10 protein-coding genes are annotated in these 12456 nt (G+C 69.1%); 4 read left to right on the top strand and 6 right to left on the bottom strand.

Going from position 1 to position 12456, the window contains the following annotated elements; genetic code table 11:
* Positions 1-157: 157 nt before the first annotated feature.
* Positions 158-919, bottom strand: coding sequence for a precorrin-6A synthase (deacetylating) (gene cobF / locus A4R44_RS42385; RefSeq protein WP_067594519.1), 762 nt, complete (start codon positions 917-919; stop codon positions 158-160).
* Positions 920-1033: 114 nt separating this feature from the next.
* Between cobF and A4R44_RS42380 the strand changes: the two genes are divergently transcribed.
* Together A4R44_RS42380 and A4R44_RS42375 are read left to right on the top strand one after the other, a co-directional pair.
* Positions 1034-1240, top strand: a complete 207-nt coding sequence (locus A4R44_RS42380; protein ID WP_067594541.1) for a heavy-metal-associated domain-containing protein — start codon at positions 1034-1036, stop codon at positions 1238-1240.
* A gap of 11 nt (positions 1241-1251) precedes the next feature.
* Positions 1252-3483 (top strand): cation-translocating P-type ATPase, encoded by a 2232-nt coding sequence (locus tag A4R44_RS42375; RefSeq protein WP_067594516.1) that lies wholly within the window; start codon positions 1252-1254, stop codon positions 3481-3483.
* A 587-nt stretch (positions 3484-4070) separates the two neighbouring features.
* Here A4R44_RS42375 and A4R44_RS42370 read toward each other — a convergent pair.
* The 3 genes from A4R44_RS42370 to A4R44_RS42360 all read right to left on the bottom strand — a co-directional run bounded on the left by A4R44_RS42370 (position 4071) and on the right by A4R44_RS42360 (position 6442).
* Positions 4071-4352, bottom strand: a complete 282-nt coding sequence (locus tag A4R44_RS42370) for a metal-sensitive transcriptional regulator (RefSeq protein ID WP_009081418.1) — start codon at positions 4350-4352, stop codon at positions 4071-4073.
* Positions 4353-4745: 393 nt separating this feature from the next.
* Positions 4746-5603, bottom strand: a complete 858-nt coding sequence (locus tag A4R44_RS42365) for a DivIVA domain-containing protein (RefSeq protein WP_067594514.1) — start codon at positions 5601-5603, stop codon at positions 4746-4748.
* Positions 5604-5722: 119 nt separating this feature from the next.
* A complete protein-coding gene (locus A4R44_RS42360; RefSeq protein ID WP_067594511.1) occupies positions 5723-6442 on the bottom strand; it encodes an MgtC/SapB family protein in 720 nt (239 codons plus the stop codon).
* An 84-nt stretch (positions 6443-6526) separates the two neighbouring features.
* Here A4R44_RS42360 and A4R44_RS42355 point away from each other — a divergent pair, with 84 nt between their 5' ends.
* On the top strand, positions 6527-7147 hold the full coding sequence (locus tag A4R44_RS42355) for an L-threonylcarbamoyladenylate synthase (protein ID WP_037814148.1): 621 nt from the start codon (positions 6527-6529) through the stop codon (positions 7145-7147).
* 857 nt (positions 7148-8004) lie between these two features.
* Here the strand turns inward: A4R44_RS42355 and A4R44_RS42350 are convergent.
* On the bottom strand, positions 8005-9552 hold the full coding sequence (locus tag A4R44_RS42350) for an FAD-dependent monooxygenase (RefSeq protein ID WP_067594508.1): 1548 nt from the start codon (positions 9550-9552) through the stop codon (positions 8005-8007).
* A gap of 95 nt (positions 9553-9647) precedes the next feature.
* Here A4R44_RS42350 and A4R44_RS48675 point away from each other — a divergent pair, with 95 nt between their 5' ends.
* Complete coding sequence (locus tag A4R44_RS48675; protein ID WP_067594505.1) at positions 9648-10628, top strand: TetR/AcrR family transcriptional regulator; 981 nt, start codon at positions 9648-9650, stop codon at positions 10626-10628.
* Positions 10629-11443: 815 nt separating this feature from the next.
* Here the strand turns inward: A4R44_RS48675 and A4R44_RS42340 are convergent.
* Complete coding sequence (locus A4R44_RS42340) at positions 11444-11923, bottom strand: nitroreductase family deazaflavin-dependent oxidoreductase (protein ID WP_095213968.1); 480 nt, start codon at positions 11921-11923, stop codon at positions 11444-11446.
* Positions 11924-12456 lie beyond the last annotated feature (533 nt).

Below are 12456 nucleotides of genomic sequence, written 5' to 3'. Positions count from 1 at the left end.
GTACTGCAACCGAAGGGTTGTGGGAGAGTAGGACACCGCCGAACTCAACGTAAAAGAAGGGGCGGGGCCCCGGTCGAGAACCTGAAAAGGTTTTCCCGGAGCCTCGCCCTTTTTTCATGCCCAAAAACGGCGCGCCGCGAAAGGCGGCCCGCCGCCCTCACTCCGGCCGGCGCAGCAAATACGTGTCCATGATCCACCCATGCCGCTCCCGAGCCGCGGCCCGCGTCTCCCGGATCTTCGCCGCCAACGCGTCATCCAACGGCCCGGACAGCAGAATCTCGTCCGGGGTCCCGACGTAGGCACCCCAATAGATCCACAACCCCTGGTTCGCGTACTGATCGAACGTCGTGTGCGCGTCGAGCAGCACGAAGACGTCGTCAGCGTCACTCGGCCAGCCCTCGGACAGCCGGCGACCGGTTGTGAGCTGCACGGCACGGCCGATCTGGTTCATCGTCGTGCGATGCCGAGCCACCAACGCGGAGATGCTGCTGATCCCCGGCACAACCTCATAGTCGAACGCCACGTTCCCACGCGCCAGCACGGCCTCGACCAACGCGATGGTGCTGTCGTACAGCGCCGGATCGCCCCAGACGAGGAACGCGCCGGTCTCGCCGTCGGCCAGCTCATCGCGGATCAGCCGCTCGTAGACATCGGTGCGGAGCTGATGCCAGTCGGCGACCGCGGTGCGGTAGTCGGCAGGCTTCCGGTCACGGTCCGGGTCCTTCGCGCTCACCACGCGATACCCCGGCCGGCTCACGAACCTCTCCAGTATCTCCTGACGCAGCTGCACCAGGTCGGCCTTCGCACTGCCCTTGTCGAGCACGAAGAACACGTCGACGCGATTGAGCCGGTCGACTGCCTGCACCGTGAGGTGTTCCGGGTCGCCGGCACCGATCCCGATCGCGTAGATCTTCCGCATCCGTGCAGTCTCTCCCGGCGGGTAACCGGGTTCACGGCAGGGTCCCCTGGCATGCCGCTACCCCCTAGGGGTATAAAGGAGGCAGAAGCGGAGAGCACGATAGGGAGCGTGGCGATGACCGAAACGACTTACACCGTCCAGGGCATGACGTGCGGGCACTGCGTCGGATCGGTGAAAGAGGAGGTGGGCGACCTGGCCGGGGTGCGGACAGTCGACGTCGACCTCGCCACCGGCGCTGTGAAGGTCACCAGTGCGGAGCCGATCTCGCACGAAGCCGTCAAGGCCGCCGTCGCCGAGGCCGGCTACCAGGTCGTCGCGTAAAAAGGAGGGACATGAGCACCACGACACCAGCCTCCGCGCAGTCAGTCGAACTCGCCATCGGCGGGATGACCTGCGCGTCGTGCGCTGCTCGGGTCGAACGGAAGCTCAACAAGGTCGACGGCGTCACCGCCAGCGTCAACTACGCGACCGAGAAGGCGCACGTCGAATACCCCTCCACCGTTTCGGTCGACGACCTGGTGGGCGTCGTCGAAGCGACCGGTTACACCGCGCAGGCACCGGAGCCGGAGAAGACGGAAGAGCCAGAACAGGACGAGACGCGGCCGCTGCGCGACCGGCTGCTGTACTCGGCGATCCTCACCGTGCCGGTGATCGTGCTGGCGATGGTCCCCGCGCTGCAGTTCACGAACTGGCAGTGGCTGTCGCTCACGCTCGCCGCGCCGGTCGTGGTCTGGGGCGCGTGGCCGTTCCACCGCGCAGCCTGGACCAACCTTCGGCACGGCGCGGCGACGATGGACACGCTCATCTCACTCGGCGTCTCGGCAGCCACGCTGTGGTCGCTGTACGCGCTGTTCTTCGGCATGGCGGGTATGCCGGGCTTGCGGCACGGCTTCGAGTTCGGCGTGTCCGGGGGGTCGGGAACCGACAACATCTACCTCGAAGTCGCGGCGGGCGTCACCACGTTCATTCTCGCCGGCCGCTATTTCGAGGCGAGGTCCAAGCGCCGCTCCGGCGCTGCGCTGCGAGCCCTGCTCGAACTCGGCGCGAAGGACGTGACGGTCCTGCGTGACGGTCGCGAGCAGCGGATCCCGGTCGACCAGCTCCGGGTCGGGGACACGTTCGTGGTGCGGCCTGGCGAGAAGATCGCCACGGACGGAGTGGTTACCGACGGTGGCTCCGCAGTCGACGTCAGCATGATTACCGGGGAATCCGTACCGGTCGAGGTCGCAGTGGGTGACGGCGTGACGGGCGCGACAGTGAACGTCGGCGGCCGGATCACAGTGCGCGCGACGCGGGTCGGTGCGGACACGCAGCTCGCGCAGATGGCCCGGCTCGTCGAGGAAGCACAGAACGGCAAGGCCGCGGTCCAGCGACTGGCCGACCGCGTCTCGGCGGTGTTCGTGCCGATCGTGCTGGTGCTGGCTCTGGGTACGTTGATCACCTGGCTGCTGACCAGCGGAAACGTCACCGAGGCGTTCACCGCTGCGGTAGCGGTGCTGATCATCGCCTGCCCGTGCGCACTGGGACTCGCGACCCCGACCGCCCTGCTGGTCGGCACCGGCCGCGGCGCGCAGCTCGGGATCCTCATCAAGGGTCCGGAGGTGCTCGAATCCACTCGCCGGGTCGACACCGTGGTGCTCGACAAAACCGGAACCGTCACGACCGGGCGAATGAGCCTGGTGGACGTCCACGTCGGAGAAGGCGTCACGGAGCGCGAACTGCTGCGCTACGCGGGGGCGGTCGAGCACGCTTCGGAGCACCCGATCGCGAAAGCGATCGCAGACGGCGCCCGCGAACGAGTCGGCGACCTCCCGTCAGCGACGGAGTTCCGCAACACCGAAGGCCTAGGTGTCTCCGGTTTGGTAGAAGGTACAGCCGTCCTAGCCGGCCGCGCGGCCTTGCTGGCCGACTGGAGCGTCAAGATCGACGACCAGCTCTCCTCGGCCAAGACCGCGGCAGAAGAACAAGGCGCGACGGCAGTCTTCGTCGCGTGGGACGGCGTCGCACGGGGTGTGCTGGTGGTCGCGGACACGATCAAGCCGACGTCCGCCCAAGCGGTCGCCGAGCTCCGGTCGCTGGGCCTGCAGCCGGTGCTGCTGACCGGCGACAACACCGGTGCCGCGCGAGCGATCGCCGACGCCGCGGGCATCACCGAGGTGGTCGCCGAGGTGCTTCCCGAGGAAAAGGTGGCCGTGGTGAAGCGCCTGCAAGGCGAAGGCCGAGTGGTGGCAATGGTCGGCGACGGCGTCAACGACGCGGCCGCACTCGCCCAAGCTGACCTCGGCCTGGCCATGGGCACTGGAACGGACGCCGCAATCGAAGCCGGTGACCTGACCCTCATCCGAGGAGACCTGCGCGCAGCGGTAGACGCGATCCGCCTGGCCCGGCGCACGCTGGCCACGATCAAGGGGAACCTGTTCTGGGCGTTCGCCTACAACGTCGCGGCGCTGCCACTGGCAGCGTTCGGCCTGCTCAACCCCATGATCGCGGGCGCGGCGATGGCCTTCTCGTCCGTGTTCGTAGTGTCGAACAGCCTTCGGCTGCGGCGATTCCGGGCAGTGTGATGTGCCTGAGGGCAGGCCAGCGGTTGGGGCGGTCCCGGCAGCGTGATGTGTGCCTAGGAGACGGCCGTCGACCGCGGTTGGTCCCGGGCGGCTGGACGTGTCTGGGGACGGGCCGGTGGCGGTTCTGGCCGGCGTGATGTGTCTGGGGACGGGCCGGTGGCGGTTCTGGCCGGCGTGATGTGTCTGGGGACGGGCCAGCGGTTCCGGGCAGCGTGTGATGTGCCTGGGGACCGCCCAGCAGCTGCGACGGTTCCGGTCGGCTTGATCTAACGGCGACGGGCCAGCGGCGGAAGTTTCCGCTGCTGGCCCGTTTCCGAAATCTGCCCTTGGCGCTGGCCTGGGTGGATGTCCGCGCTGATCAGTCTGGTCGTCGCCGCGGCCTTGCTGGCTCGCGCTGCGGCACCGGCCGGGAACTGCCTCAGAAGCGACCTTCAGCGGGCAACCGCGTGGCGGATCCGTTCGCGCGGATCCCTCGCCGATGCTCCTGAGCACCCGGATTCATTCTCCACCTGCGGCGGCAAGCGCTTCGATGCTCTCCCGGCCAGGGAAGAAACACCGTGCCGGGGCCGCGCGCTGGGGAAACTGCTTCAGGAACGCACCAGCCGGGCAATCGCGTCAGAGGCCTCGCGCACCTTCAGGTCCGCTTCCTCCCCGCCCGCGGCCGCCGCCTGGACGACGCAAGTCGCCAGGTGCTCGTCGAGCAGTTCCAGCGAGAAGGACTGCAATGCCTTCGTCGCCGCGGACACCTGCGTCAGGATGTCGATGCAGTACTTGTCCTCCTCGACCATGCGCTGCAGGCCGCGGATCTGCCCCTCGATCCGGCGAAGGCGCTTGAGATAGGCCTCTCGTTCACTGCCGTAGCCGGTCATCGCACATCGTCCCTTTTCTCGGCATCCCCGTTGGTTTACCACCCAGTATACCCACCCGGTGTATCCGGGGCCGGTGTTCGGCCAGCGGTGGCGACCTCCACGACTTCGGTCAGCGCGGAGGTCGGTGCCGGTTCGACATGGCTTGACGGTTTCATCGCGGCCGCGTGGACATCGAGGCTGTTGCGGCCGCTGTCGCAAGGCCGACGTTCTCACACGCGGAGCGTGCTTCGTGATGGTGCCCGCCGCGCAGACGCGCCTCAAGCGCGTCGGGCTGGTGTTCGGCCGCTCGGGGCGGCCTCGGTGACGTCGGCGAGTGCGGCGGTTCGGCACGAGGTCCGTGTTCGCGGTGGTTGCCCGCGGAACAGACGTGCCCGGCGTCCCCGGGGCGGGTGGTCAGCCGGTCGGGGCGGCTTCGGTGACGTTGGTGACGTCGGTGACGTCGGTGACGTCGGTGACGTCGGTGAGCGCTGAGGTGCGTCGTTGATTCGGCACCGGCGTGCCGTCCGGGGCGAGGTCGGCGTTCGCGGTCGCCAGGAGTTCGCGGGCTCCGCGCAATGCGGCTCTCACCCGTTGCTGGACGGCGGCGAGTTCAGCGACCCGCTGTTCGGCGTCGGCGACGACGCGGGTGGCGTGATCGGTGGCTTGGCGGACGTGTGCGTCGGCTTCGGCTCGGGCGGCGGCGGTGCGGTCGGCGATTTCGCGGAGTGCGTCGGTGCGGCGGTCGGCCAAGGTGCGCGTGAGGTGTTCTTCGAGCCGACGGCGTTCCTTCGCCGCCGCTTCGTCCGCGGCGTGGCGTTCCTCGACTGCGCGACGCAGCAGATCTTCGTGTTCTCGCCGCTGTTGCTCGCGGTCCGCGGCGACAGCTTCGACGAGCGTGTGTTCCTTTTCGGTGAGACGGACGGCTTCTGCCCTGGCGTCAGCGATGATCCGCGCGGCGGTGTCTTCGGCGCGGGCGGTGATCTCCGCGGCTTCCTCGCGCGTCAGCTCGACCATCCGGCGCGAGCGTTCCTGCAATGCGTCCGGCTCGATAGGGGTGCGGCTGATCCGGTCGACCGTCGCGCGCAGTACGCGATTGCGCTCGGCGAGCTCGGCCGCTTGGTGTGCCGCGGCGTCGCGTTCCGCGGCGAGGCGCCGGAATTCCGCCTCGACCCACGTCACGAATTCTTCGACCTGGCCGCGCTGATAGCCGCGCCAAGCCGAGTCGAAGGACGGCCGGACGGCCATCAGGTCCTCGCCACCGCCGGGGGCCATGCTCTCACCTCCCATTTGGATGGTTTCTCCTCGGCGCTCGTTTTTCTTGCCGCACCGGGGTTTTCCGCACTGCCTCCAGTGTGCCTGAAGTCCGGCGATCCGTGGGAGCCTGGGGCGGGTCAATCTTCGAGCGGATCTTCGGTGCCCGTCGCAGTGCTTCGCACGCCGGGCAATTCGGCCAGTTCCGCAGTGAGGTCGGCAAGATCGCCGCGCCCTTGCAGCCGCAATGTGACGACCGCGATCCGTTGCCCCTCTTCGGAAACGGTCTCGCGATCGACCGCCACCCGATGGACGGCCCAACCCCGATCGGTGCAAGCCGCGAGCACGGCCCGCAGTACGCCGTGCCCGTCGTTATAACTCAACCGGAGGATCGGCGGCTGCCGCCGATGGCGCGCGACGAACCGGGAAAGCCGCGGGAATCCGCGAGTGATCAGGACGAGCCCGGCGGTGGTCGCGACGGCCAGCACCGGCAGCCCGGCGCCGCACGCGACTCCGACAGCCGCCGCGAGCCAGACGGTCGCCGCGGTCGTGAGACCGCGCACCGCGTCGCGGCGCACGAAGATCAGCCCGCCGCCGACGAATCCGATGCCGGACACGATCTGCGCGGCGATCCGCGACGGGTCGAGCGCCACGTGCTCGATGCCGAGCAAATCGGCGAAGCCGTATTTCGACACCAGCATGAAGACCGCGGACCCGACGCCGACCAGCGTGTGCGTGCGCAGGCCTGCTTGTTTGTTGCCGACCTCGCGCTCGATGCCGATCACCGTGCTCAGCAGCAGCGCGAGCAGCACCGGCGGCAGCAGTTCCCATTGTTCGCCAGTGGACCAGAGAGCATGCACGGACGTAACCTCCTCGCCCGTCACTGTGCCCGGCCCCCGGAGAGCCCGTGCGCCCGGCCCGGCGGTCACGCCTAAGCTCGGGCCATGGCCCGCTACTTCGACGTGCACCCGCAGAACCCGCAGCGCCGCGCGCTCTCCCAGGTGGTCGACCTGCTGCGCGACGACGGGCTCATCGCCTACCCGACCGACTCGTGCTTCGCGCTCGGCTGCCGCATCGGCAACCAGCAGGGGATGGAACGGATCCGCACCATCCGCAAGCTCGACCACCGGCACCACTTCACGCTCGTCTGCCAGGACTTCGCCCAGCTCGGCCAGTTTGTGCACATCGACAACGCGGTGTTCCGGGCCATCAAGGCCAGCACCCCGGGGGCGTACACGTTCATCCTTCCGGCGACGAAGGAAGTCCCGCGACGGCTGCTGCACGCCAAGAAGAAGACCGTCGGCGTGCGGATCCCCGACCACGTGGTGACCCAGGAACTGCTCGGCGAACTGGGCGAGCCGATCCTGTCGAGCACGCTGCTGCTGCCCGATTCCGGCGAGCCTCTCACCCAGGGCTGGGAGATCAAGGAAGAACTCGACCACGTACTGGACGCCGTCATCGACTCCGGCGACTGCGGCGTGGAGCCCACCACGGTGATCGACTTCTCCTCCGGAGAGGCGGAGGTCGTGCGGCACGGGGCGGGAGACCCGTCCCGGTTCGAGTGAGCGGGGGCGTCATCGGTTTTGTTTCCTCCTGACGGGGTGGTCTTCGATCCTGGTGCGGGCGGCGGGGCCGAGTCGCTCGGCTTGACGGCTGTTGATGCGGTTTGCTCGATTCGACGGCTACCCCGGACAGCTTCTTGACGCGACGGTTCTTGTCTCGACAGCTGCCGACACGAACTGCATGAACTGACGCCTACGGGTGACAGCAGCTTGGATCGACCGTCCTGCCCGCGGAGCGTGCCGCTCGGCTCGGGCCGCTGCGGCGAGGCTGCCAGCGCAGGTCGCGCGGCGGGCAGTCACCGCTCCGGCCTGCTACGGCTACCAGGGCACACGCTGGCGCATGCCACTCGAAGTGCTGCTGACCGGCGCAAGTCGGCGGACGGTTGCGCAGGTCGCTGGCGGATCTCCTCCTCATGCAGGCTGCGGAAGGTTCTCGTCGCCCGAGACGCCGAGCATCCTCGGCGGCGACCATCACGATCCGCTGGCACGCCCAGCGCCCAAGACAGCCGGTAGCCGCTTCAGCCTCTCCGTCGGCGCTGGCCAAGGCGCTCTGGATTCCTCTCGCGCGCGGAATGTCCCGTTGGCGCGGTCCGCAGCGATCCTCGCTGTCATCGGCGGCATCCAGCTGCAGTCTCCTTCCGACACGAGCCGCCGTAGGTGCGGGCTGGCACGGTGGCGCGGTTCGACTTGGTCAGGAGAAGCAGCGGCGGGTCGCGTCCGGGCGGGTGCCGAAGCGGGCTGGCAGGCACCGGAACCGGGGTCCGCGCTCTCAGGTGTGTCCGATCAATGCTCCTTTCCCGCGTCGACGATGCGGCAGATCCAGCACGCGGGGCGGGCGAACCCGAGCGCCGCCGAAGAGGTCACACGGTTGCCTCCACTGGGGTGTTGAGCAGGCGCGACAGGGCGTCCGCGAGCGGGACCTCCGACGAGGAATGCCAGCCGACGACGGCGTCCGGACGGAGCAGCAGCGCACCGTCTGAAGGCAGTTCCGTCTCGGCCAGCCACTCCTCGTCCGAGATGGGAACGAGGCGGAGGCACAGCCGGTCGGCTTCGGCTGTCCACCGGGTGCTCTCCGGTCCGCAGAGCAAGGCGAAGCCAGGCATCGCCAAGTCCACTGTGGACGTCGTGGCGTCGAGCCAAGCGTGCGGCACCCGGGTGCCTGGACGACCGGCCGGGCCGTACCGGTCTTCCGGTGCGGGACCGCGTCCGTCCGGGACGAAGGCACCGTGTTCGTATTGCACGCCGAACAGCGCGGCGAGCGGGTCGATGCTCGGCGCGTCGTCGCTGGTGATCGTGGCGAGCATGGTGCCGAGATGGCCGCTGGCCATGCTGGAGAACTCCGCTGTCGCGTACCCGATCGGGTACCGCTCGGCGTGGTAGGTGTCGAGCAGGGCGGGCGTCGCCGTGCCGGCCAGTACCGCGGCGAGCTTCCAGGCGAGGTTGGCTACGTCCGCGATCGCGGTATTCGCACCCGCGGCGGCCATCGGCGGCATCGCGTGCGCGGCGTCGCCGGCCAGGAAGATCCGGCCGAGGGAGAACCGGTCGGCCACGTACATCCCTGACTCCCAGTGCATCCGGCTGAGCACTTCCACCTCGAGGTCCGGCACGCCGACGACGGTGCGCAGCAATGCGCGCCAGCCGTCCTCGCCCAGGGAATCCGAACCGGGGAAGTCGGAGGTGGAGAAGAGCCACCGGTCGGTGCCGTTGACGGACACGAACGCGCCGGAGGCGGCCGGGTTTTCGATCCGGCACAGGTTGAACGGTTTGTCCCGGACGAGCTCGGCGAGGTCGGCACGGAAGCAGACGTCGAGGTTGTCGGCCAGGTGCCCGTGCCCGCTGCGAGGAATGCCGAGCGCGGTGCGGATCGGACTGCGCGCGCCGTCCGCCGCGATCAGATATTCGGCGCTGATCTGGTACGGCTCGCCGTCGGCCGGGCGCAGCTGGGCGGTGACCCCGGTGTCGTCATGGTCGAACGACACCAGTTCGGTGCCGAAGCGAACCGACACGCCCCGCTCGGCAGCGGCCTGCCGCAGCACCGGCTCCAGCACGTCCTGCGGACACAACACGCTTGGCGCTGGGCTGAGGCTGGGCATCTTGCCGTGCTGGACGAGCCGTTCGCGCACGGTTTCAGTGACCTCCGGCCAGGTCGCGTCGGCCAATGTGGTGCCGGAGAGCATTCCGGTGAACGACGCGAGCGGTGCGCTGGCTTGCTCGACCTGGTCCATGAGGCCGAGCCAGCGGAACACTTCGGTGCTGCGCGGGTTGAACCGGCGTGCTTTCGGCTGCGGGGACGTGCCCGGGTGCTTCTCGACCAGCACCGGTGCTGCTCCCTCGCGATGCAGCAGCAGTGCCGCGGTGAGTCCGGCGATCCCTCCGCCGCAGATCAGAACAGGAATTCGTGCAGTCATCTCATAACCCCCAGGGTCGTGTACGTTGTACATCTTGTGTACTTTGTACATGACGATGTACTGTGTACGCAAGCGGGCTGGAGACAAGGAGATGAATGGGAGATCAAGAGCCGACACCGCCGATTTGGCTGTTGCCTGAGCCGCCGGAACGCGGATGGGGCCTCGGGCGAGTCGACATCGTCAACGCAGCCGTGCGACTGGCCGACCACGGCGGCGCGGAGGCGCTCACGATGCGGGCCGTGGCGAAGGAGCTGGGCGCGTCCACTCCGATGTCGCTGTATCGCTACGTGCACAGCAAAGACGGTCTGGTGGACCTGATGCTGGACCTGGCGAACGGCGAGGTGCGCACCCCGGAAGTCCCGGGCGAGGACTGGCGGGGCGAGCTGACGGCCGTCGCGGTCGACACGTGGACGATGACGAAGCGGCATCCGTGGTACGCGCGGCTCGTGCACCAGCGACCTCCGGCAGGGCCGAACGCGAGCAGACGGACCGAGTTCGTGCTGGCGACCTTCGACCGGCTGGGCCAGGACCTCGCGTCGGCACTCGGGTACGCGCGGCTGCTCGACGGGTACGTCACCGGTCAGGCGCTGCAGTGGGCGGAAGAGCGGGCGATGTGGCAGCGCAACGCGTTCGTCGACGTGGTGGACGTGCAGCGGCAGGCGCGGGCTTGGTTCGGCGACGTCGTGTCGGAGGACGGGCCGTATCCGCTGCTCGTACGGGTGCTGGAGAGCTTTCTGTCCGAGCGGCACGACGCGGCGGGTGAGAGCGGTGCGGTCAGTGCGGACGGTGGTGGACCGGACGTGGAGCCGGACGCATCTGGCCGGGTGGCTGGTGCCGGTAAGCCGGGGGCTCGGCCAGGTGCGGAGGCGGCCGGGGCTGGGCGGGTCGCCGAGGCGGACCGCGAGCTTGCCGGGTCCGCTCAGGTGGCTGGGTCGGCCCAGGAAGGCTCGGGCCAGGCGGCGGATGCGCACGCTCCCGCTGACGCGCGGACGGTGGCCGAGGCGGCGGCCGAGGACGCGCAGTTCGAGCTTGGCCTCGAATGTCTGCTGGACGGCATCGCCGCGCGGCTTCGCTAGGTTGGTCGCCCGGACCGGCTGCTGGGCATGTCGACGTGAAGCTCCTGCTGGTAATGCACATGAACCCTGAGGAGACCCGACAGGAGGTAATGGACGGGCACGCTGACTTCATCGCCAAGATCCGTGCGTCCGGCGAGTGATCAACACGCCGGCGGGCGGGGGGACAGCGCGCGACCAGGCGGCTGGCGCCGATTCCACTGACTGGGCGCAAACCCTGGAGTTGTACGGCCTGCTCGAACAACTCGCGCCCGGCCCTGTGACGATGCTCAACCGGGAGATCGCGGTCGCGATGGTTCACGGCCCGGAGAAAGCGCTGGCGCTGCTGGCCACTCGCGAGGACAACGTGCGCCTGAACCGGGCCACCGGCTCGACGCGGTTCGTGCGCATCTGCTCGAACTCGCTGGCGACCCCGCGGGTGCGCACGAGCATTACCTGCGCGCGGCGAAACGGACGAGCAGCATGCCGGAGCACCGGTACCTCCAGGCGAAGGCGGCGAAGTTCCTTCCGCACGGGAAGTAGGCGGGCTGGCGGGTTGCTTGGCCAGTCGGCGGGGGACGGTCAGCTCGGCGGGGAGCGGATTAACCGCCCGAGGCTACGGAGACTGCCCCTGCCAGGACTTCTCGCGCGCGGAGCGTGCGGCGCGCTGGCTGCGGATCCAGCTGGCGACGGGCGTGAGCTGCGGATTAGTGCATGCCGGAGGTGTGCTGGCGGCGGGCGGGTTCGTGGTGAACCGGGAGGGTTGGCTGCGTGAGCTTTGCCGAAGAGGAGCGGAGTGAGCGGGAGGACTCGGGGATTCCGGAACGGAACAAGCCCGGTCAAGCGGCTGGGTTTGTGCGTTCCAGGAGGAATACCCGGATCTCGCGGTGGGCGGCGCGTTCGGCGTAGCGGTCGTAGGCCGGCCAGTAGGAGGCGACGGTGTCCCACATTTCCTGACGTTCGGCGTCTTTGAGAAGACGGCCGCGGACTGCCACGGTGCGGCCGTGGACGGAGACTGTCGCGTCGGGGCGGGACAGGAGGTTTGCCGTCCAGGCGGGGTGATGTTCGCCGCCCCAGTTGGAGCCGATCACGACGTATCCGCCGGAGTGTTCGACGTACAGCAGCGGGACCTGGCGTGGTTCGCCGGAGGTGCGGCCGATCGTGGTGAGCAGCAGGGTGCGCAATCCGACTGCCGCGCCTACGCCCATGCGGCCGCCGCTGATGCGGAGGAGCAGGCGGTCGGCGGGCATCATCGCTTGGCCGAACGCGGCGAATGCCTTGCTGCGGCCCAAACCGGCGAAAATCCTGCGCAATTCCATGGGGCGCAGCCTACGGGGCCGTGAGGGGGAGGCTGGTGGGCGGCGGCTTGGGCGGGACAGTGCGGCGGGGCGGCGGTCGTGCGGGATTGGCCGTGCGGGACCGGTTGGCGAGCTGGGCGGGGTTCGGGCGGCGAGGGGACGAGCGGAGCGGCGGAAGCGGGCCGATAGCCGGGCGGCGGCTGGCGATGGAATGCCAGCGGTTCGTGCGTGGAACATGGTCTTCGGTGGACCGGCCTCGGGGGCGTTGATGGTTGGGCGGCGGGAGGAATGTGAGCAGCCCGGCTGAGTCGCGCGCTGGGCTGTCGGGCGGGGAACCGCAGAGAGTGCTGCTGGGCGGGTGGCCGAGGTCAGCGGCGGCGATGCCGAGCAGCAGCCCGCGGTAGCCGGACGGGCGGAACGGCAGGCAGTTCGGCTGAGTCTCGCAGTAGGTTGTCGGGCGGGAAATCGCGGAGGGCGCTGAGGGCCGGGTGGTCGCGGCGGGCGAAAGGAACGTCGTCCAACTGCGCCACGGTGGGCTGGCAGGCCGAGGGAGC

The organism is Amycolatopsis sp. M39 (genome assembly GCF_001651785.1).
Classification (GTDB): Bacteria; Actinomycetota; Actinomycetes; order Mycobacteriales; family Pseudonocardiaceae; genus Amycolatopsis; species Amycolatopsis rubida.
This window is presented reverse-complemented; position numbering and strand designations above follow the sequence as displayed.

What these genes read in the sequence shown, in the direction of transcription:
- cobF (WP_067594519.1), bottom strand. Translation starts at nt 919, where the DNA reads ATGCGGAAGATCTACGCGATCGGGATCGGTGCCGGCGACCCGGAACAC.
- A4R44_RS42380 (WP_067594541.1), top strand. Translation starts at nt 1,034, where the DNA reads ATGACCGAAACGACTTACACCGTCCAGGGCATGACGTGCGGGCACTGC.
- A4R44_RS42375 (WP_067594516.1), top strand. Translation starts at nt 1,252, where the DNA reads ATGAGCACCACGACACCAGCCTCCGCGCAGTCAGTCGAACTCGCCATC.
- A4R44_RS42370 (WP_009081418.1), bottom strand. Translation starts at nt 4,352, where the DNA reads ATGACCGGCTACGGCAGTGAACGAGAGGCCTATCTCAAGCGCCTTCGC.
- A4R44_RS42365 (WP_067594514.1), bottom strand. Translation starts at nt 5,603, where the DNA reads ATGGCCCCCGGCGGTGGCGAGGACCTGATGGCCGTCCGGCCGTCCTTC.
- A4R44_RS42355 (WP_037814148.1), top strand. Translation starts at nt 6,527, where the DNA reads ATGGCCCGCTACTTCGACGTGCACCCGCAGAACCCGCAGCGCCGCGCG.
- A4R44_RS42350 (WP_067594508.1), bottom strand. Translation starts at nt 9,552, where the DNA reads ATGACTGCACGAATTCCTGTTCTGATCTGCGGCGGAGGGATCGCCGGA.
- A4R44_RS48675 (WP_067594505.1), top strand. Translation starts at nt 9,648, where the DNA reads ATGGGAGATCAAGAGCCGACACCGCCGATTTGGCTGTTGCCTGAGCCG.
- A4R44_RS42340 (WP_095213968.1), bottom strand. Translation starts at nt 11,923, where the DNA reads ATGGAATTGCGCAGGATTTTCGCCGGTTTGGGCCGCAGCAAGGCATTC.